Source organism: Mesorhizobium sp. WSM4837, from assembly GCF_055811435.1.
In genome coordinates this window covers 50,766-68,841 of the sequence record NZ_JBVVQE010000017.1, presented here as the reverse complement: position 1 = coordinate 68,841, position 18,076 = coordinate 50,766, and the positions used below count along the sequence as shown (strand labels likewise).

Below are 18,076 nucleotides of genomic sequence, written 5' to 3'. Positions count from 1 at the left end.
GTCCGGGTTCATGCTTTTTCGGGGATCAGCGGTCTAGCGCGGCGCTACCGGCTTCCTGACGGTCTTCAACAGCGCACGCTGGATGGTCTCGTTGCCGGCGACGATCGAGCCGCCATCCAGCATGTTCTGCCCGCCGGCGAAGTCGGAGATGAAGCCGCCCGCCTCGCGGATCAGCAGGATGCCGGCGGCGACGTCCCAGGCCGACAGGCCGGTTTCCCAGAACCCGTCCATGCGGCCGGCAGCGACGTAGGCGAGATCGAGCGAGGCGGAGCCGAGGCGGCGCACGCCCGAAACTTCGGCCATCACGTTGCGCAGCTCGATCAGGAAATTGCCATGTTGGCCGCGGCCGAGATGCGGCACGCCGCAGCCGATCACCGTGTCGATCAGCTTGGTGCGGCCGGCAACCCGCAGCCGGCGGTCGTTCATGAATGCGCCGCCACCGCGCTCGGCGGTGTAGAGTTCGTCCATCGCCGGATTGTAGACGACACCGGCGACGATCTGGCCCTGGCGCTCCAGCGCGATCGAGATGGCGAAGAGCGGAATGCCGTGCAGGAAATTGGTGGTGCCGTCGAGCGGGTCGACGATCCAGCGGTGCTGGCTGTCATCGCCTTCGATCAGGCCGCGCTCCTCCATCAGGAAGGCATAGCCCGGCCGCGCCTTCGACAGCTCGGTGAAGAGGATTTCTTCTGCCTTGCGGTCGGCCTGGCTGACATAGTCGCCCGGCCCCTTCATCGAGACCTGCAGGTTCTGCACTTCGCCGAAATCCCGCGACAGCGAGCGGCCGGCCTTCATAGCGGCCTGGACCATGACATTGAGGATCGCGGAACGCGCCATTGCTCTTCTTCCTGCCGCTGCGCCTATTTGCCTTGAGGCATGATCTTATCCAAAAAGTCTGCAACGTTTTGGGATGATGCTATTTGCTTTGAGACATGATCTTGTCCAAAAAAGTCTGCAACTCTTTGGGATCATGCCTTAGTCGGCGCGGCGCACATAAGTGATTTCGTTGGTGTCGACGATGATACGCTCGCCCGAGCCGATGAAAGGCGGCACTAGCACGCGAATGCCGTTTTCCAACATCGCCGGCTTATAGGACGAGGCGGCGGTCTGGCCCTTCACCACCGGGTCGGCCTCGGTGATCGTCAGCGTCACCTGGTCGGGCAGCGAAATGCCGATCGGCCTTTCGTCATAGAGCTGGACCGTCACCATCATGCCGTCCTGCAGGAAGGCAGCGCGATCGCCGACGAAATCCTTTTGCAATTCAAGCTGCTCGTAGCTTTCGGTGTCCATGAACACCAGCGCTTCGCCCTGTTCGTAGAGGAAGGAGAAATCCTTCATCTCCAGTCGGATCTGCTCGACTGTCTCGGCCGAGCGGAAACGCTCATTGAGCTTGGTGCCGTTGATCAGGTTCTTCAGCTCGACCTGGTTGTAGGCGCCACCCTTGCCGGGCTTGACGGCGTTGGTTCTGACCGCCACCCACAGGCCGCCATCATGCTCGATGACATTGCCGGGACGGATTTCGTTGCCATTGATCTTGGCCATGATGATGTGATCCGGAATGAGATTTCGCGACGAAAGCGATTTGGCGCCTCCAAGACCACAAATCGCCAGGAGAGGCAAGCGATTGGGCACGAGGGGGAGTGGGCAAGAGGGGGGAGCGAGCAAGGGGTGGCATGAGAGGAGTGGGGGGCGGAGCCATTCCCTCGTCAGCATCCGCTGCCCGATATTCACTGTCCGCGACGCTTTACGGCAGGCGGTTGGCCTTCTGCAGCAACTGCTTGGTCTGGTCGTCGGTCAGGCCCTGCAGAAAATCGTCCATCTCCGGATCGATCAGCCCGGCGCGCCGTGCGACGACGTACCAGGCGCCGGCAAGGATCGGATCCGGATCGGTGCCGATGCCGCCCATGTAAAGCTTGGCGAGGCGGTTCTGGGCGGCGACATTGCCGCCCTCGGCGGCCTGTTTCATCCAGCCGAAGCCGGACTTCAGGTCGCGGGCGCCACCGCGTCCCTCGATCATCCAGGCAGCGAGATCGATCTGCGCCGTATCGTAGTTCTGCCTTGCTGCCTGCGCCAGCAGGCCGCGCGCCTGGGCATCGTCGCGCAGCTTGCCGCCGACGCCATTGGCATAGACCTGCGCCAACGCATATTGCGCGTCGGCAAGGCCGGTCGCGGCGGCGCGCTGATAATAGGACACGGCCTTTGCGATGCCGGCATCGCCGGGGTCCTGCCGCACCAGCAGCTGCGCGAAATTGAACTGCGCCAGACGGTTGCCGGCCTCGGCGGCGGCCTGCATCAGCGCGTAAGCCCCTTTCTCGTCCTTCTTGACGTAGCGGCCGTCGAGCAGCATCAGCGCATATTGGAACTGCGATTCCGGTATCCCCTGCTCGGCGGCAAGCGCGTACCACTTGGCCGCCTCCGCCGCGTCGACCGGCACGCCAAGGCCGCGCGACAATATCTCGGCGATCAACGTCTGCGCCGCCGGATCGCCGTTCTGGGCGCGAACCAGAGCGAGGTTGTAGGCCGTCTTGTAAAGGCCGCGCTGGAAGGCGCCATAGGCAGAATCCGACGGCTTTGCACCGAAGCGGTCGGGATTAATGGCGTCGGCCGACGGCAGCGGCGCCGTGGTGGCGGGCTGCGGCAGCGGCGTGGCGATCGGCTTGTCCGTGCTTGCAGCGGTGTCGGGCTTCGGTTGCGGCAATGGGACGGTTTCCGCCACGGCGACCTGCACCGTGAGCTGCGCAAGCAAAGCACCGAAAAGGATTGTCGGCGCGGGCACGTCAGTCCTCGAAACGCGGCGCGGTCTCGTCGAGCAGCGCGTTGGCGCTGGCGACTGCCATCTTTGGGTCGATGCCCTCGGCAAAGACGGCGCTGGACAGCGCCACGAATTCGGCGCCGGTGGCAGCCACCGCTTCCACCGAAGTGATGTCGGACCCGGCCATGACGATGCAAGGGATCTGGATCACATCCGCCCACCATTGCCCCAGCGACAGGTTGCGTGGGTGCGGCTCCGGCTTGTTGTCGTAGCCGAAGCGGCCGAAGAAGATGTAGTCGGGCCTGAGTTCGCCGAGTTCCAGCGCATCGTCGCGGGTCTTGGCGCCGCCGGTGCCGACCATCATTTTTGCCTGGAAACGCTCGATCGTCTCGGCGAGTTCGGCCTTGCCGGCCTCGACATGAAGGCCATCGGCCTGGACGCGGCCGGCGATGCGGGTGTCGCCGGCAATGATGACAGCGATGCCTGCCGCTTGCGCCGCCGGCACGATCTGTTCGGCGAAGGCCTGGAAGGAGGCTTCGTCCATGTCGTTTTCGGGCAGGATCAGCGAGGCGACGTCGCCGCCCTCGAACGCCGCGCCGATGTGCTCAGCTGGCACGCCGGGCGGCGCGATCAGCACGATGCGGCAGCGATTTGGAGGCGTTGCGTCGTTCATTGGTTTTTGACCCCGGTTTTCGCCTATGCCGGGCGAAGATGGTTGCATTGCGGCATAGAGCAAAGTGCCGGCCTTGAACAGGCGGGCGGCCAGGACCGTTGGCGCATGATTGTCGCACGGCGACGTTGTTGCCTCACTTGATTGCCTGGGTGCTCTCGGCTGGGGTCTTCGATTTCCACAGCGTCCAGCCAAGATTCATGCCGGCGGCGGCGACCAGGATGGCGGCGCCGCCGACCATCTGGGCCGGATGCAGGCTGTGGCCGAAGGCGACGACATCGACCAGGATCGCGACCACAGGGTAGATGAAGGACAGCGACCCCTGCAGATAGGTTGGCAGTTTCTGAATGGCGCTGTACATCAGGATGTACATCAGGCCCGTATGGACGACGCCAAGCGTCGCCAGCATGCTCCAGCTCCACACGTCGGCGGGAAGGTGGGAAAGGTTGGCGAAGGGTGCCAGGATGACGACGCCGACGCAGACCTGGATGAGGGCGATCAGGTGCGGCGACGTGCCTTTGAGCTTCTTGGTGACGATGGCGGCGACGGCCCAGAAGAAAGCCGCACCCAGCGCCATCGCGATGCCGATAAAATAATCCGTGCCGACATTACCTGTATTGGGGCCTGCATCGGAGCCGGCATCAGGCGAGCCTTGCACGATCAGCAGCATGCCGGCGAAGGCGATGCCAAGCCAGGCCAGCTTTGTCAGGGTCAGCCGCTCTGAGAAGAAGAGCGCGCCAAAGCCGACCAGCATGAAGGGCTGCGTGTTGTAAACAGCCGTGGCGATCGAGATCGAGGCGCGGGAAAACGAGCTGAACAGCAGCAGCCAGTTGATGACGATGGCCGCGCCGCCAAGGGCCGCAATCGCCACGATGCGCAGTGACAGCGTGCCGCGCAGCAGCCCCAGGGCAGCGCAGATGATCAGCAGCGTTATAGCGCCGAAGGCGCAGCGCCAGAAGACGACGTCCATGATGGGCTCGCCCGACATGACGACGAACCATCCGATCGTGCCGAGGATCACCATTGCGGCCGTCATTTCGACCGTGCCACGCATCGTGCTGTCCATGAATATTGCCTCTCGAAACGCTGATGGTTGATAATCCCATGCCACATCAGCGCTTTCAATAATTTGAGCCGGGTGATATGCCCGTTACACCTAATTAAATAAGGTTAAGACGGCCTTTTCCTTGGGAATGTAAAATGCTGGACGATCTGGACCGACGCCTTCTCGAAAGCCTGATCAAGGATTCGCGAACCTCATTGAAGGAACTGGCCCAGCAGGTAGGACTGTCATCGCCGAGTGTCGCGGAACGCCTGCGTCGGCTGGAGGATCGTGGCGTTATCAGGGCCTTCACCGTCGAAATCGATCCCCAAGCGCTCGGCTACACCTTGCAGGCGATCGTTCGCATCCGGCCCTTGCCGGGCAAGCTGCATATTGTCCAGAAGCTGATCGAGGAGATTCCGGAGTTTGGCGAATGCGACAAGGTGACGGGCGACGACTGCTTTGTTGCCCGGCTGTTCGTGCGCTCGATCGGCGACCTCGACAAGCTTCTCGACCGTATCGCCGACAAGGCCGAAACGAGCACAGCCATCATCAAGGGGCAGCCGATCCGCAGGCGCCCGCCGCCACTCGGCGCAACTGCCTCCTCAAAACCGTGACAGGCCTCAGCACGAACGACCACAGCGTCGTGTGCGCATTTGCTGTCGCGGCGCGAAAGTTTATCGGCTATTCCAGCGTCTACACGCTTTCCCTCCAACTGCTCCCCGACGATGTCAGGCTTGCTATTCGATCCATGGTTCTATGCCGCTGCCGTTCCAGCCGTCATCCTGGTTGGTCTGTCCAAGGGCGGCTTTGGCGGCGCGGTCGGTTTCGTCGGCGTGCCGCTGATGGCGCTGGCCATGCCGCCGGTGCAGGCAGCCGCCATCCTGCTGCCCATACTGTGCCTGATGGACGTCGTCTCGGTGTGGACATGGTGGGGGGTCTACGACCGCAAGATGCTTGCGGACATGATGCCGGGGGCAGTGATCGGCATCGGCCTCGGCTGGCTGACCGCGGCGCTGGTGACAGCGGAAATGGTGCGGCTGATCGTCGGCGCCGTGGCGATTATCTTCGTGCTTCGCTGGGTCTATCTACAGGTGCGGCACGGTGCGCGCCACTCGGCCGAGCCCAACCGCGCGGCTGCCGCACTCTGGGGGACGGTCGCCGGCTTCACCAGCTTCGTCGCCCATGTCGGCGGCCCGCCCTTTCAGGTCTATGCGCTGCCGATCCGGCTCGATCCGAAAGTGCTGTCGGGCACCGCCGCAATCTTCTTTGCCGCCACCAACGCGTTGAAGCTCATCCCCTATTTTGCGCTCGGACAGTTCGACACCACCAACCTGACCGCATCGGCGGTTCTGGTACCGCTGGCGCCGCTCTCGACCATCGCCGGCGCCTGGCTGGTGCGGCGGATGCGACCGGAGCTGTTCTACCCCTTCACCTATGCGACCGTAGCGGTCGTCGCGGTCAAGCTCCTGTGGGACGGGACCGCCGGCCTTTTCTAGATTGCCAGCCGGTTGGAAGCCGCCGGCAGCCGAGCCGTCAGCAGCGTTGTTTCGGAACGATGTTGCGCGGGAGACGGCTTTGTTCGGCGTCCTGTGAGACACGGCCGGAAGGGAACCGCTCGAGGATTGCGCAAGCGCGTCCCGCCGTTTTCGGCTATTGTGGCAGCGCCGGGGAAGGGTCGGGCGCGATGCGACATCGTCCAGAAACATTGCCGATGCTAATGCGCCGATGCCGGGGACCCGGTGGCGGGGCGACCGCCTGATCTCAACCCATTCCCATGACGGGAAAAGGCAAATCGGGGCACACAATGCAAAAGGTAGCACGAAACTTCTTCACGCTGGCCGTTGTCTACGCACTGGTCGGAATGGCGCTCGGCCTGCAGATGGCGATCAGCAAAGATCATGCGCAGATGCCAACCCACGCCCACATCATGGTGGCCGGATGGCTGATGTCGGCGGTGTTCGCCTTCTTCTACCATCTGTTTCCGGCAGTCGCGGAAAAGACGCTTGCCACCGTGCATTTCTGGTTGACGGCAATCAGTGGCACCGGCCTATTGATCGGCCTTTACATCATGCTTGCCGGCAACCCGGCGATCGAGCCGCTGGTGGCAACATCCTCGATGGGCTTTTACGCGGGGCTGCTGCTGTTCGCCTATATCGCGCTGCCGGTGGCGTGGAAGGCAGAGCGGCATGCTGAGACGCAAAAGGCCTGAGTCCAAAGGTCTAGGCCCCAAAAAGCCTGGAGTTGTTGTGCTGTTACGGCACAGCGGGCGACGCTTGTTCAAAAAATATCCACGCTGTTAAGGCTTCATTAAGCTTTACGGGCGTTTACTATGCGCATCCAGTGATCTGGATTCTTACCGAGTGGTTGGAGCCACTTTGTTTGACGCCTCCCTGTTAAACTCCTGAGAGCCGCCTTATCCGCGGCTCTTTTTTTTCGGCGATCCGGATTGCCGGTCGCCCGTGCCGCTGCGCCGCCGTTAACCGTTTGTTAAACATGTGCTTGCCTTCACCGGCGGCGAAGCGCATTTTCAAGCCTCGGTCATATAGGGTGCAGGCGTGACGGCGATGACGCCGATTCGGCCGGCTGTAAGGCAAGTGCAGGGCGTATCGATGAACGATCCTTCGATGGGAAGCGCGAAAACCATCAAGCTGGCGGAGCGCCGGGTTTTCTCCCAATCCTTCAAGCCGCTCTACCAGGAAGGCATGGGCCTGGTCGAGCAGGCGGCCGAATATCTGGACGGCAAGGGCCGGGCCGAGGCGAAGAAACTGTCCAGGCTGGCGGCGACGCTCTATGCGGCCGAGTCGATGCGACTGACCACGAGGCTGATGCAGGTCGCCTCATGGCTGCTTCTGCAGCGCGCCGCGAATTCCGGCGAGATGACTCGCGATCAGGTTGCTTCCGAAAAATCCAAGGTGCGTCTCGATACCGCTTCCGCCAACAACGATGCCGCAGGCTGGGTCGAGCTGCCCAAGGATTTTCTTGACCTCATCGACCGCTCGCTGCGCCTGCAGGCGCTGGTGCGTCGCATGGACGAGGAAATCTACGGCGGCGCCGTGGCCGAGGCCGCTCCATCCGGCCGCCGCATCAATCCGGTTTCCGATCAGATCACGCTGCTCAACACGGCTTTCGCCCGCGGCTGAGAGACTGCTCGATAATTCTCCGCTAAACGCCAGGAGCGTCCTTTTGTGGGCCAATCCTCAAATCGTGTTTGGGCCGAAATGGGGCCGCAAGCCGCCGGGCTGGTTTCGAGCATAATTGCGCAAACGCGCCATTTACGCGCTCACTAGTCCCCATACTGCCCAGTGGCAGCCTAGACAGGCACTAGATCTTGCATTGCCCGGTAGGATAGCCAAACCTTGTGCCCGAGTAGCGCGACCGGTCATCCGTTGAAGGCAAGATCAATAACGAAGTCCGGATAGACTCGTCGCAGGATGCGATCGACGCGATCAAAGCATTGCCGAGGCGACGAGCACGGGTAGAATTGACGCGGACAGCATCGAACATCTGCGGCGCTGTTTCAAACCTCTGGTCCAGCCCGCATAAGGGGGTGCAATGACCGAGCATCGAATCTATTCCATGAGCTTTGCCAGCGTCTATCCGCACTATGTCGCCAAAGCGGAAAAGAAAGGACGCACCAAAGCCGAGGTTGATGAGATCATCCGCTGGCTGACGGGCTACACCCAGAAGCGGCTGGACGCCCAGCTGGGGAAGAAAACCAGCCTGAAGGATTTCTTTGATCAGGCGCCTCAACTGAATCCTTCTCGGAATTTGATCACGGGGGTGATCTGTGGTGTCCGGGTGGAAGACATCGAAGACCCGCTGATGAAGGAAACCCGCTACCTCGACAAGCTGATTGATGAGCTTGCCAGGGGCAAGGCGATGGAGAAGATCTTGCGGAAATGACGCGATCGCACGATCGCATCGACCGCGATCCGTTTCAGATCGGATACCTGAAGAACGCCGTTGGCGAGGGTAGCGACGGCATCGACAATGATGGACACAGCGAATTCGACATCGACACAGGGCGGCTTCGGCCGGCCCGTTTGATGGCAACGGATGACGTTTAGGGCTCTGTAACACGGCGACGACGAGCCCGACACGATGTCGCAGGCATATCCACGCGACGGGCAGCAAGGGCCGTCGCCGGCTCTATGTTCCCTTTACGATTCTCGGCTTGATTGGTCGGCGGGGTTGAGCCGCACTTTCAAGGGCCAAGGCCAGCCGTTTCTCGTCTTCGAGGGCGCGATCGACTGCCTCGATTTCCTCTTGGAGCTCCTTTAGCTTGGCTCCGTAGCTGGAGCCATCGCTGTCCCCGATCTGAAACCCGCTTGCCCGCATTGCGTCGCGGGTATGGTGCACGTTACGGACTCCTTCGCGTCGAGTCGCGACCAGGATTTCCCTGAACTCTTCAAGACGTTCAACGTGATTGCGAGGCATTGCGTTCTCCTATTTCGTCGTCATCGGCGCTGACGGCGATTCAGCACGGTTACAGCTTACGGCCCAGAAGGTTTAGGCGACTCTAAGAGATACGCTCGACAAAACATGAATGCGAAAGCTCAAATTTGACCGTCTTGCAGTAAAGTGGAGCGCGGGAAATTGGCTTGGGACCCGACCGATCACCGACAGGTGCCAAACTCTTCGGCCGAGCGCGTCTGCTGCTCGGCGCTAGCTGGTTCTGCCCTCTTCCTGCACCCAGCCCTGACCGCTCGTGATGATAAGCATCTGGCCTGCCGGGCCAGACTGTCCGCGCGGCGGCCAGTGGATACGGCATCGCCTACGTCCCGGAGAACATCGTCGAGCAGCACATCGCACGTGGCAAGCTGGTTCAGCTTCTGGACGATTGGTCGCCGTTTTTTGAAGGCTATTTCCTCTACTATCCGAGCCGTCGTCAAAATCTTCCCGCGTTCAAAGTCATCGTCGATGCGCTACGACATCGGAATTGAAGCGAGGGGATCTAAACCGCGCGATTGGCTCACGCCCTATTAGGACGCAGCAGAACCTGTTTCTGGTTTGTTCACATTTCGCTGGCATCGCTGTCCGCCACGGGTAGACTTGGCGGATGGGGGAAACGATTCGCATCATCGGCATCGATCCGGGGCTGAGGCGCACCGGCTGGGGCATCGTCGAAAGCCTCGGCAACTCGCTGCGCTTCGTCGCCTCCGGCACCGTGCGTTCAGACGACAAGGCGGCGCTGGCGACACGGCTTTGCCAGTTGCATGACGGGCTTGCCGAGATCCTGCACGCCGCCATGCCGCACGAGGCGGCGGTCGAGCAGACATTCGTCAACAAGGATGCGGCCGCGACCCTGAAGCTCGGCCAGGCGCGCGGCATCGCCATGCTGGTGCCGGCGCTGGCCGGCCTGGTCGTTGCCGAATATGCGCCCAACGCCGTCAAGAAGGCGGTGATCGGCGTCGGCCATGGCGACAAGAAGCAGATCCACATGATGGTCAAGGTGCTGATGCCGAAGGCGACGTTCGACACCGACGATGCCGCCGACGCGCTGGCCATTGCCATCTGCCACGCGCATCATCGGCAGAGTGTTGTCTACAGGTTGGCGGCGCTGGCATGAAGGACCACACATGATCGGCAAGCTAAAAGGCACGCTGGACGAGATCGACGAGGATTTCTGCATCATCGATGTGCACGGCGTCGGCTATGTCGCCCACTGCTCGGCGCGCACGCTGGCCGCCTTGCCGGCCCCCGGCGAGGCGGTGGTGCTGTTCATCGAGACCTATGTCCGCGAAGACATGTTGAGGCTGTACGGTTTCCAGTCGGTTCTGGAGCGCCAATGGTTCCGGCTGCTGATGAGCAATGTGCAGGGCGTCGGCGCCAAGGTGGCGCTGGCTATTCTCTCGACGCTGGCGCCGGCCGATCTCGCCAATGCCATCGCGCTGCGTGATATTGCCATGGTCAGCCGCGCGCCCGGCGTCGGCAAGAAGGTGGCCGAGCGCATCGTCACCGAACTGAAGAACAAGGCGCCGGCCTTTGCAGGCGCTGCGTCCGGCACCATCGGCCTGAAGCAGGAGCTTGGCGAAGGCGTCGCGCCGGCGCCGATCACCGACGCCGTCTCGGCGCTGGTCAATCTCGGCTATTCGCGCGATACCGCCGCCAATGCGGTGGCGGCGGCGCTGAAAAGCGCCGGTGAGGACGCGGATGCGTCGAAGCTGATCCGCTTCGGGCTGAAGGAACTGGCGCGGTGAAATGGTTGCTGGAAAAATAAAATTCCGACTACTATGTAATTGGTAAGAATTTTCTCCAGGAGTAAGAATATGGGTGCGTATGCCAGTCTGACCTCCAAGGGGCAGCTCACGATTCCGAAGGACGTCCGGGACGCCTTGTCACTCAAGACAGGCGATACGATTGCCTGGACGGTCATGGATGGTGTTCTGATCGGAACGCCGCGCAATCTCGGATTTGCCGACCTCGCCGGATTCTTGGGAGATCCGCCTGGCGGTCCTGCTACGCTGGAGGAGATCGACGCCGCAGTGCGGGATGCGGTCGGCCGGCATGTTGTCGGAGATCGGTCAAACGACGGACAAGAGGGTGCCGCTTGACGTCGATCGGGATCGATACAAACGTTTTGCTTCGCATGGTTCTTAACGACGATCCGGAGCAGCGGGCGAAGGCGCTTGCGTTCGGCGGCGGCCTCAGTGCGGAAATGCCCGGTTTCGTAAGCTTGATCGTGCTGGTCGAATTCAGCTGGTCGTTGGCTTCGCGCTACAGGCAGCCAAAGGAACAGGTGTTGGCCGCGATCCAGCGGCTGCTCAAGATCAAGACGCTGGAGTTCGAAGATTTCGATGCTATCGTCATCGCGCTCGAGCGATCGAATTCGGTGCAGGTCGACTTTGCCGACGCGTTGATTTCCGAGCACAATCGGAAATTGGGTTGCTCGCACACAGTCACTTTCGATCAGCGTGCTGCCAAGGCCATTCCCGGCATGGAACTGCTCGCATGAGCGACACATACCATTTGAGGGTTTCTCCCATCATTCGATGTTCCTTCGAGGTGCCCGCATGAGCCTTTCGCCACGCCTCATTGCTCCCGACAAGCGCGGCGAGGACGCCGAGCAGACCTTGCGTCCGCAGACGCTCGGCGATTTTGTCGGCCAGGCGGCGGTGCGGGCCAATCTCAAAGTGTTCATCGAGGCCGCCAAGGGGCGCAGCGAGGCGCTCGACCATGTGCTGTTCGTCGGCCCGCCCGGCCTCGGCAAGACGACGCTGGCGCAGATCATGGCACGTGAGCTCGGCGTCAATTTCCGCTCGACCTCCGGCCCGGTCATCGCCAAGGCCGGCGATCTCGCAGCACTGCTCACCAATCTCGAAGACCGCGACGTGCTGTTCATCGACGAGATCCACCGGCTCAACCCGGCGGTCGAGGAAATCCTTTATCCGGCGATGGAGGATTTCCAGCTCGACCTGATCATCGGCGAAGGGCCGGCGGCGCGCTCGGTCAAGATCGATCTTGCCCGCTTCACCCTGGTCGCCGCCACCACCCGGCTCGGCCTATTGACCAATCCGCTGCGCGACCGTTTCGGCATTCCGGTCCGCCTCAATTTCTACTCGGTCGAGGAACTGGAACAGATCGTGCGGCGCGGCGCCCGCATTCTTGCCATGCCGCTCGGCGACGATGGCGCGCTGGAGATCGCGCGGCGCGCGCGCGGCACGCCGCGCATCGCCGGCCGGCTGTTGCGCCGCGTGCGTGATTTTGCCTCCGTCGCCGGCGACGGTCACGTCGACCGCCAGATCGCCGACGAGGCGCTGACGCGGCTCGAGGTCGATGCGCTCGGCCTCGACGCGCTCGACCGCCGCTATCTCTCGATGATCGCGCGGAATTTTGGCGGCGGGCCGGTCGGCATCGAGACCATCGCGGCAGGGCTTTCCGAGCCGCGCGACGCCATCGAGGACATCATCGAGCCCTATCTGATCCAGCAGGGTTTTATTCAGCGCACACCGCGCGGCCGCGTGCTGACCGCCAATGCCTGGCGGCATCTCGGCCTCGATGCGCCGAAGGACCTTGCGCAGCAGCAGATCAGCCTGTTCCAGGAAGAGTAGCCGCGCGGCCTTGCGGCTCCATTCCTGCGCAAAATCTCCTAATCCTGGTCAGCTTGCCGGCGCATTTGCGGGCTCTAACGCTTCGCTGTGGGACCGTCGGTTCCACGAACGAAGGGGTTGAGCGATGATCACCAGACGCGGCTTCCTGCGCCTCATCGGCGGTTCCTTCCTATCCGCCGTGTCGCTCAATGCTTATGCGGTTGGCCTCGAGCCGATGCTGCTGACACATGTAAAGCGCTATTCACTGACCCCGCCAAACTGGACTGCAGGATTGCGGCTTCGCGTCGTCGCTCTCGCCGATATTCATGCCTGTCGGCCATGGATGACGCCGGAGCGGATCAGGTCACTTGCCGAACGGGCGAACAGCCTGCAGCCGGATCTGATTGTCCTGCTTGGCGACTATGCAGCCGGCACACGCCTGGTTACGGACTGGGTGGGCTCCTCCGAATGGGCGCCGGCCTTGTCAGGCCTGAAGGCGCCACTCGGCGTGTGGTCCATCCTTGGCAATCACGACTGGTGGGAGGACCTTTCCGCGCAGAAGGCCGGGTTGGGGCCGACGGTGCGCGCCGGGCGCTCGAGAGCGCCGGCATACCGGTCCTGGAAAACGATGTGGTGCGCCTGGAAAAAGACGGGCATGGCTTCTGGGTCGCCGGACTTGCCGACCAACTTGCGCTGCGGCCGGGCAAGGCCTGGGGCCGCAGCAGGTTCAAAGGACTGGACGATCTGCACGGCACGCTGGCAAAGGTAAGCGACAAGGCCCCTGTTATCCTGCTGGCAGATGAGCCGGACATTTTCCCGAAGGTCCCGCCACGGGTATCGTTGACCCTTTCGGGTCATACCCATGGCGGACAGGTGCGGTTGCTCGGCTATTCTCCGGTCGTGCCGTCCCGCTTCGGCAACCGTTTTGCCTATGGCCATGTCGTGGAGGAGAACTGTAACCTGATCGTCTCCGGAGGCCTCGGTTTCAGCATCCTGCCGGTGCGTTTCGGGATGCGCCCAGAGATTCTTTCGATCGACCTGGGTTCAGCACTTCAATGAAGTGACCTGATCGCGTCCATCACATCCGGCTCGGCCTTGTCGCCATCAAAAGCGTCGACGATGCCGAAGGCGCCGCCATAGCTCCAGACCGACCATGCGAAGCCATGGGCTTCGGCGCGCGCGATCATGTCCCTGACATAAGCGGCACGGTATTCGGCCGGCATCACGTAGGGATTGCCGTATTCCTGGCGGATCATGCCGAATTCGCCGAGCGTGATGTTCTCCGGCTTTATCCCGTTGGCCTTTGCCCAGGCCTCGACCCTGGTGAACGGCGCCTCCATCGTCTCGCGCAGCTCCTCGTCCGTGTCCAGGCTGGCGACCTGCTCGTCGAGATAGGCAAGCAGGCCGCTCTGGCGCGCCCATGGCGCCTCGGCCTTGATCCTTGCGCGGATCGTATCGAGCGCAGCATCCAGCTGGGCGCGCGGGACGGCGCTGAGCGGATAGGGCAGGCCGGTGACATAGGGGATGAAGTCGCCGGCCCAGGTCGCGCCCTGATGGGTCAGCAGGAACGGGTCGTAGGAGTGAAAGGTCCAGATGATGTTGTCGTCGGGGATCGCCTTCGGATCGATCTTTGCCAGCGATACCGCCTTGGAATAGCAGGCGCCGGTCAGGATCAGGGTGAGCCTGGTGGCTGACGAACGCGCCGCCGCGAACAGTTTCTGCTGGCGCTCCGGCCACAGGCCGGTGCCGTCGGCGTCGCAGTCGATGACCGGCTCGTTCATCGGCTCGAAAGCGACTTGGCGCGGATCCTCATCGGCCAGCGTGCGCGCCATCTTGCGCACCATTTCGACATAGGCGTCGAACATTTGTGGATCGTCCATCACCTCGCCCATGCCGATCTTGCGGCTGCTGCCGCTGGGGATCAGGTGCATGTCGACGATCACCTTCAAGCCGGCGCGATTGATCATGCGCACCGAGGCCAGCACGCTGGCATAGAGCTCGTCGCGCAGCGCCAGCGTCTCGCCGGACAGGAACGGCGACGGATCGACGGGCATGCGCAGGAAATCGAAGCCGGCGCTCTTCAGCGCCTTGAGGTCGTCGTCGTTGAGGAATTTGCGCCATTCCGGATAGGGCAGGATTGCCCGCCGGTCGCCCCATTTGTCCTCGCCCGGCCATGTCGTCCATTGGTCGAGATTGAGGCCGCGCTTCATCATAAAGCTCGCCGCCTGGCCCGGCGGCACCAGCGCGGCCAGCGCAAGCAGCGCTGCCATCGAGGTCTTGATCATCGCCGTCAACAGTGCCATCGGGTTCATGCGCCAAGTTAATGCGTGTCGCCCAAAACTGTGCAGCGGTTTTGCGACAACGACGCGCGCCCGCAAACATCACCTGGAGCGCGTCGCGCTTTAGGTGCCCGGCCAGGCCAAGAAAGGAAAGCGCGATGGACGATCATGGTGAAGCGGCGGCGCTCTGCGCCGGGCTTTCCGGCGCGCTGACCGAATTCGGCCACCGGCTGATGGCGCGGGTCTATTATGCCGACACCGATTTCTCCGGTGTCGTCTATCACGCGCGCTATCTCGAATTCTTCGAGCGCGGCCGTTCCGATTATCTCAGGCTTGCCGGCGTCCACCACACCGAGCTTGCCGACGGGAAGCTCGGCGAAAGAATAATCTGGGTGGTGCGGCGCATGGAAATCGACTTTCGCGGCTCCGCCCGCATGGACGATGTCTTGACCATCGAGACGCGCACCGAGGACATTTCGGGCGCCCGCATCTTTATGGCGCAGCAGCTGAAGCGCGGCGGCGAGGTGCTGGTCGAGGCGCGGGTCGAGGCGGCGATCATCGGCGAGAACGGCCGGCCAAGGCGCTTTCCGAAGGAATGGATCGCAACCTTCATGCCCAAGACAAATCGGTAGTTCAAATCGGCAAGTTACCGATCCCAATGATCCGCTGACGATGCCAGGTGGCTCGCCCAAGGCGCGGCAATGCGCCGCGCTGTGCGTCCTAACCCATCCTTAACCATAACGGTTCATGAAGAGAGTGGTGAAGATTGGAGGAATCCAGCGCCTTCCTTTCACCAAGATTTGCCCTGAAAAGGCCGCCTACGGTGCATTTTGGGGTTATCCCGCAAGCTTTGCGCGAACGGATTACAAGGGATGCCTATGGGCCAGCCGCCAGCCGTGCCCGGAAAATTCTTAAGGACGTAACCATGGAAAATATCGCACTCGCCGAACCGGGCGCGCATTTGTCGATTTGGGCGCTGTTCACGCAGGCTGGCTGGGTGGTCAAGCTGGTCATGATCGGGCTGCTCTGCGCCTCGATCTGGACCTGGGCGATCATCGTTGACAAGCTCGTCGCCTATGGCCGCATGCGGCTCGCGCTCAATCGCTTCGAACAGGTGTTCTGGTCCGGGCAGTCGCTGGAAGAGCTCTATCGCACGCTCGCCGACCGCAAGACGTCAGGCATGGGCGCCATCTTCGTCGCCGCCATGCGCGAATGGAAGAAGAGCTTCGAGAAGGGGGCGAAATCGCCGCTTGGCCTGCAGACCCGCATCGACAAGGCGATGGACCTGGCGCTGACCCGCGAAATGGAAAAACTGGAAGGACGGCTTGGCTTTCTCGCCACCACCGGCTCGGCAGCGCCGTTCATCGGCCTGTTCGGCACCGTGATCGGCATCATGACCTCGTTCCAGGCGATCGCGGCATCGAAGAACACCAGCCTGTCGGTGGTCGCACCCGGCATTGCCGAGGCGCTGCTGGCCACGGCAATTGGCCTGCTGGCGGCTATTCCCGCCGTCATCGCCTACAACAAGCTGTCGTCGGACGCGAGCAAGATCGCCGTGCGCATGGAAGGGTTCGCGGACGAGTTCTCCGCCATACTCTCGCGCCAAATCGATGAAAAAGTCGCGCAGAAGACCTGAGGAACAATCATGGGAATGTCTGTAGGCGCGGGTGGCGGGGGACGCGGTGGTCGCGGCCACAGGCGGCGCGGCCGCCATCACGCGATGATATCGGAAATCAACGTCACGCCGATGGTCGATGTGATGCTGGTGCTCTTGATCATCTTCATGGTCGCCGCGCCACTGCTGACGGTCGGCGTTCCGGTCGACCTGCCGGAAACACAGGCCAAGGCGATTGCGGCCGACACGCAACCGATCGAGGTATCCATCAACTCCGCCGGCCAGATTTACATCCAGAAGACCGAGATCCCGATCGAGGAACTGGTGGCAAAGCTGCAGGCGATCTCGAAGACCGGCTATGACGAGCGCATCTTCTTTCGCGCCGACAAGGCGACCAATTATGGAGCGGCTCTGCAGGTCATGGCCCGTGTCCAAGCCGCTGGCTACAAGAATATGAGTCTCATCTCGCTGCAGGAACAGGACCAGTAGACAAGAACATGCGGACCGGCCTCACCACATCGGTGATCTTGCATGCGACGGCGATCGCCTTCGGGCTGTTCACACTGTCGGCGCCGGCTGCGCTTCCGTCGTCCGAAGTCGAGTCGGTCGCAGTCGAGATCGTGCCGATGGAAGCGATCGCGCAGATACAGAAAGGCGACAAGAAAGCTGCGGTGAGCGAAAAGCCGACTCCATTGCCGACCCAGCGTCCGGACATCGTGGCCGACGCGAAGACGGTCGGCGACAACAGCGTCGATACCGACAAGCCGCCGACGCCGGAGCCCAAGCCCCAGCCGGTCGATATGGCTGAGGCGCCGCCGCCCGCGCCGACGCCGAAAGAGAAGCCGAAGCCCGAGGACGTGCCGAAACCGAAGGAGCAGCCGAAGCCTGTCCCGGCGACGGAGGTCGCACCGGTCCCGCAGCCGAAGGAAGAGGTCAAGCCCGAGCCGGTCAAGCAGGCGGAGCCCAAGCCGACACCGGCCAAGGAACCGGCGCCGACGCCGCCGCAGGACAATACCGCCGCCATCGACCCGAAGCCAGAGGTCAAGCCGGACGCCGTTGCCGAGGCCATTGCCCAGGAGCCGCCAACCGAGGAGACGCAGCTTCCGGACTCGGCGCCCGCCCCGCAGGCGCGGCCGAAGCCGCAGCCGGCCCAGGCCGAAAGCGCCAAGGCGCCCGAGCGCAAGGACGCCGACAAGCCGGTCAAGGAAGCCTCGTCCAAGCCGAAATCGGAAGACAAGCAGTTTGACGCCGATGAGGTCGCTGCCCTGCTTGACAAGCGGAAGCCATCCGGCGGCGGCGCCAAGCGCTCAACCCAGCAGGCATCGCTTGGTGGTGACAAGGATCAGGGCCAGAAGTTGTCGAAGTCGGAGGAAGGGGCGCTCCGAGATCAGCTTGCCGGTTGCTGGTCAATTCCTGCTGGCGTCGAGGGCTCGGAGAGCTACGTGGCCGTGATCCGCTTCAATCTGGACGCGTCTGGCAAGCTAGATGGCCGGCCTGCTGTCGAAAAATCGAGCGGAAGCCGCCCGTTCGACGAGAGTGCCGTACGCGCGGTTCAGAAATGCGACATGGCCGGTCTGCAGGTTCCCGCCGGCAAGCAGGACATCTGGGCCGACGTCCGGGTCACTTTCGATCCGAGGGAGATGCTGGGCCTGTAGGCCTGGCGCCCGTAGAATCATTGAAGAGAAGCG

General features: G+C 62.5%; 22 protein-coding genes and 2 pseudogenes. 17 read left to right on the top strand and 7 right to left on the bottom strand.

All coding sequences use genetic code 11. The features are described from left to right. Positions 1-33 precede the first annotated feature (33 nt). The 5 genes from AC0L3D_RS12510 to AC0L3D_RS12490 form a co-directional block, all read right to left on the bottom strand. Positions 34-834 carry an inositol monophosphatase family protein gene (locus AC0L3D_RS12510; protein ID WP_128173555.1) on the bottom strand — a complete coding sequence of 267 codons (801 nt, stop codon included), beginning with the start codon at positions 832-834 and terminating at the stop codon, positions 34-36. Positions 835-972: 138 nt separating this feature from the next. Next, positions 973-1,539, bottom strand: a complete 567-nt coding sequence (gene efp / locus AC0L3D_RS12505; protein WP_023800001.1) for an elongation factor P — start codon at positions 1,537-1,539, stop codon at positions 973-975. Between the two features lie 202 nt (positions 1,540-1,741). Next, the gene (locus tag AC0L3D_RS12500; RefSeq protein ID WP_023800000.1) at positions 1,742-2,773 is read right to left on the bottom strand and encodes a tetratricopeptide repeat protein; all 1,032 of its coding nucleotides are present in this window, start codon (positions 2,771-2,773) and stop codon (positions 1,742-1,744) included. A gap of 1 nt (position 2,774) precedes the next feature. Then, positions 2,775-3,422: a thiamine phosphate synthase gene (locus AC0L3D_RS12495; RefSeq protein WP_473644506.1), complete on the bottom strand. Its 648-nt coding sequence runs from the start codon at positions 3,420-3,422 to the stop codon at positions 2,775-2,777. 133 nt (positions 3,423-3,555) lie between these two features. Continuing rightward, positions 3,556-4,485 (bottom strand): DMT family transporter, encoded by a 930-nt coding sequence (locus AC0L3D_RS12490; protein WP_473644504.1) that lies wholly within the window; start codon positions 4,483-4,485, stop codon positions 3,556-3,558. 134 nt (positions 4,486-4,619) lie between these two features. Here AC0L3D_RS12490 and AC0L3D_RS12485 point away from each other — a divergent pair, with 134 nt between their 5' ends. The 6 genes from AC0L3D_RS12485 to AC0L3D_RS12460 all read left to right on the top strand — a co-directional run bounded on the left by AC0L3D_RS12485 (position 4,620) and on the right by AC0L3D_RS12460 (position 8,531). After that, the gene (locus AC0L3D_RS12485) at positions 4,620-5,078 is read left to right on the top strand and encodes an Lrp/AsnC family transcriptional regulator (protein WP_128245948.1); all 459 of its coding nucleotides are present in this window, start codon (positions 4,620-4,622) and stop codon (positions 5,076-5,078) included. A gap of 111 nt (positions 5,079-5,189) precedes the next feature. After that, positions 5,190-5,960: a sulfite exporter TauE/SafE family protein gene (locus AC0L3D_RS12480; RefSeq protein ID WP_473628554.1), complete on the top strand. Its 771-nt coding sequence runs from the start codon at positions 5,190-5,192 to the stop codon at positions 5,958-5,960. A 308-nt stretch (positions 5,961-6,268) separates the two neighbouring features. After that, a complete protein-coding gene (locus AC0L3D_RS12475; RefSeq protein ID WP_473628553.1) occupies positions 6,269-6,673 on the top strand; it encodes a hypothetical protein in 405 nt (134 codons plus the stop codon). 400 nt (positions 6,674-7,073) lie between these two features. Next, a complete protein-coding gene (gene rcdA / locus AC0L3D_RS12470; RefSeq protein ID WP_091593429.1) occupies positions 7,074-7,604 on the top strand; it encodes a protease adaptor protein RcdA in 531 nt (176 codons plus the stop codon). A 412-nt stretch (positions 7,605-8,016) separates the two neighbouring features. Then, positions 8,017-8,367 (top strand): DUF2200 domain-containing protein, encoded by a 351-nt coding sequence (locus AC0L3D_RS12465; RefSeq protein WP_473628552.1) that lies wholly within the window; start codon positions 8,017-8,019, stop codon positions 8,365-8,367. Next, complete coding sequence (locus tag AC0L3D_RS12460) at positions 8,364-8,531, top strand: hypothetical protein (RefSeq protein WP_473644502.1); 168 nt, start codon at positions 8,364-8,366, stop codon at positions 8,529-8,531. The genes AC0L3D_RS12465 and AC0L3D_RS12460 overlap by 4 nt, the downstream gene beginning before the upstream one ends. Positions 8,532-8,613: 82 nt before the next feature. Here the strand turns inward: AC0L3D_RS12460 and AC0L3D_RS12455 are convergent, their stop codons facing one another. Further along, complete coding sequence (locus AC0L3D_RS12455; RefSeq protein WP_473512272.1) at positions 8,614-8,901, bottom strand: hypothetical protein; 288 nt, start codon at positions 8,899-8,901, stop codon at positions 8,614-8,616. A gap of 305 nt (positions 8,902-9,206) precedes the next feature. Between AC0L3D_RS12455 and AC0L3D_RS12450 the strand changes: the two are divergent. The 7 genes and pseudogenes from AC0L3D_RS12450 to AC0L3D_RS12420 all read left to right on the top strand — a co-directional run. After that, positions 9,207-9,407, top strand: a pseudogene (locus AC0L3D_RS12450) (LysR substrate-binding domain-containing protein); the annotation flags it as partial. Between the two features lie 116 nt (positions 9,408-9,523). Further along, complete coding sequence (gene ruvC / locus AC0L3D_RS12445; protein ID WP_287319837.1) at positions 9,524-10,033, top strand: crossover junction endodeoxyribonuclease RuvC; 510 nt, start codon at positions 9,524-9,526, stop codon at positions 10,031-10,033. Between the two features lie 10 nt (positions 10,034-10,043). After that, positions 10,044-10,664, top strand: a complete 621-nt coding sequence (ruvA, locus tag AC0L3D_RS12440; RefSeq protein ID WP_473628548.1) for a Holliday junction branch migration protein RuvA — start codon at positions 10,044-10,046, stop codon at positions 10,662-10,664. Between the two features lie 69 nt (positions 10,665-10,733). Next, on the top strand, positions 10,734-11,018 hold the full coding sequence (locus AC0L3D_RS12435) for an AbrB/MazE/SpoVT family DNA-binding domain-containing protein (protein WP_473628547.1): 285 nt from the start codon (positions 10,734-10,736) through the stop codon (positions 11,016-11,018). Beyond that, positions 11,015-11,419, top strand: a complete 405-nt coding sequence (locus tag AC0L3D_RS12430) for a PIN domain-containing protein (protein ID WP_473628545.1) — start codon at positions 11,015-11,017, stop codon at positions 11,417-11,419. The genes AC0L3D_RS12435 and AC0L3D_RS12430 overlap by 4 nt, the downstream gene beginning before the upstream one ends. Before the next feature lie 58 nt (positions 11,420-11,477). Next, a complete protein-coding gene (gene ruvB / locus AC0L3D_RS12425; RefSeq protein WP_027152903.1) occupies positions 11,478-12,515 on the top strand; it encodes a Holliday junction branch migration DNA helicase RuvB in 1,038 nt (345 codons plus the stop codon). Positions 12,516-12,639: 124 nt separating this feature from the next. Continuing rightward, positions 12,640-13,553: pseudogene (locus AC0L3D_RS12420) on the top strand (metallophosphoesterase). On the opposite strand, the gene AC0L3D_RS12415 reads toward AC0L3D_RS12420, so the two are convergent. Then, positions 13,547-14,797 carry a glycoside hydrolase family 5 protein gene (locus tag AC0L3D_RS12415; RefSeq protein ID WP_473644500.1) on the bottom strand — a complete coding sequence of 417 codons (1,251 nt, stop codon included), beginning with the start codon at positions 14,795-14,797 and terminating at the stop codon, positions 13,547-13,549. The pseudogene AC0L3D_RS12420 and the gene AC0L3D_RS12415 sit on opposite strands and share 7 nt — an antisense overlap. Positions 14,798-14,931: 134 nt before the next feature. On the opposite strand from AC0L3D_RS12415, the gene ybgC reads away from it, so the two are divergent. From ybgC to AC0L3D_RS12395, 4 genes are all read left to right on the top strand, one after another. Further along, positions 14,932-15,405 carry a tol-pal system-associated acyl-CoA thioesterase gene (gene ybgC, locus AC0L3D_RS12410; protein ID WP_473628542.1) on the top strand — a complete coding sequence of 158 codons (474 nt, stop codon included), beginning with the start codon at positions 14,932-14,934 and terminating at the stop codon, positions 15,403-15,405. A gap of 293 nt (positions 15,406-15,698) precedes the next feature. Beyond that, entirely contained in the window at positions 15,699-16,409 is a 711-nt protein-coding gene (tolQ, locus tag AC0L3D_RS12405) for a protein TolQ (RefSeq protein ID WP_023799988.1), read from the top strand. A 9-nt stretch (positions 16,410-16,418) separates the two neighbouring features. After that, entirely contained in the window at positions 16,419-16,877 is a 459-nt protein-coding gene (locus tag AC0L3D_RS12400; protein WP_077375321.1) for an ExbD/TolR family protein, read from the top strand. Between the two features lie 8 nt (positions 16,878-16,885). Beyond that, positions 16,886-18,043: an energy transducer TonB family protein gene (locus AC0L3D_RS12395; RefSeq protein ID WP_473628540.1), complete on the top strand. Its 1,158-nt coding sequence runs from the start codon at positions 16,886-16,888 to the stop codon at positions 18,041-18,043. The last annotated feature ends 33 nt before the right edge of the window (positions 18,044-18,076 follow it).

What these genes read in the sequence shown, in the direction of transcription:
- AC0L3D_RS12510 (WP_128173555.1), bottom strand. Translation starts at nt 834, where the DNA reads ATGGCGCGTTCCGCGATCCTCAATGTCATGGTCCAGGCCGCTATGAAG.
- efp (WP_023800001.1), bottom strand. Translation starts at nt 1,539, where the DNA reads ATGGCCAAGATCAATGGCAACGAAATCCGTCCCGGCAATGTCATCGAG.
- AC0L3D_RS12495 (WP_473644506.1), bottom strand. Translation starts at nt 3,422, where the DNA reads ATGAACGACGCAACGCCTCCAAATCGCTGCCGCATCGTGCTGATCGCG.
- AC0L3D_RS12490 (WP_473644504.1), bottom strand. Translation starts at nt 4,485, where the DNA reads ATGGACAGCACGATGCGTGGCACGGTCGAAATGACGGCCGCAATGGTG.
- AC0L3D_RS12485 (WP_128245948.1), top strand. Translation starts at nt 4,620, where the DNA reads ATGCTGGACGATCTGGACCGACGCCTTCTCGAAAGCCTGATCAAGGAT.
- AC0L3D_RS12480 (WP_473628554.1), top strand. Translation starts at nt 5,190, where the DNA reads ATGTCAGGCTTGCTATTCGATCCATGGTTCTATGCCGCTGCCGTTCCA.
- AC0L3D_RS12475 (WP_473628553.1), top strand. Translation starts at nt 6,269, where the DNA reads ATGCAAAAGGTAGCACGAAACTTCTTCACGCTGGCCGTTGTCTACGCA.
- rcdA (WP_091593429.1), top strand. Translation starts at nt 7,074, where the DNA reads ATGAACGATCCTTCGATGGGAAGCGCGAAAACCATCAAGCTGGCGGAG.
- AC0L3D_RS12465 (WP_473628552.1), top strand. Translation starts at nt 8,017, where the DNA reads ATGACCGAGCATCGAATCTATTCCATGAGCTTTGCCAGCGTCTATCCG.
- AC0L3D_RS12460 (WP_473644502.1), top strand. Translation starts at nt 8,364, where the DNA reads ATGACGCGATCGCACGATCGCATCGACCGCGATCCGTTTCAGATCGGA.
- AC0L3D_RS12455 (WP_473512272.1), bottom strand. Translation starts at nt 8,901, where the DNA reads ATGCCTCGCAATCACGTTGAACGTCTTGAAGAGTTCAGGGAAATCCTG.
- ruvC (WP_287319837.1), top strand. Translation starts at nt 9,524, where the DNA reads ATGGGGGAAACGATTCGCATCATCGGCATCGATCCGGGGCTGAGGCGC.
- ruvA (WP_473628548.1), top strand. Translation starts at nt 10,044, where the DNA reads ATGATCGGCAAGCTAAAAGGCACGCTGGACGAGATCGACGAGGATTTC.
- AC0L3D_RS12435 (WP_473628547.1), top strand. Translation starts at nt 10,734, where the DNA reads ATGGGTGCGTATGCCAGTCTGACCTCCAAGGGGCAGCTCACGATTCCG.
- ruvB (WP_027152903.1), top strand. Translation starts at nt 11,478, where the DNA reads ATGAGCCTTTCGCCACGCCTCATTGCTCCCGACAAGCGCGGCGAGGAC.
- AC0L3D_RS12415 (WP_473644500.1), bottom strand. Translation starts at nt 14,797, where the DNA reads ATGGCACTGTTGACGGCGATGATCAAGACCTCGATGGCAGCGCTGCTT.
- ybgC (WP_473628542.1), top strand. Translation starts at nt 14,932, where the DNA reads ATGGACGATCATGGTGAAGCGGCGGCGCTCTGCGCCGGGCTTTCCGGC.
- tolQ (WP_023799988.1), top strand. Translation starts at nt 15,699, where the DNA reads ATGGAAAATATCGCACTCGCCGAACCGGGCGCGCATTTGTCGATTTGG.
- AC0L3D_RS12400 (WP_077375321.1), top strand. Translation starts at nt 16,419, where the DNA reads ATGGGAATGTCTGTAGGCGCGGGTGGCGGGGGACGCGGTGGTCGCGGC.
- AC0L3D_RS12395 (WP_473628540.1), top strand. Translation starts at nt 16,886, where the DNA reads ATGCGGACCGGCCTCACCACATCGGTGATCTTGCATGCGACGGCGATC.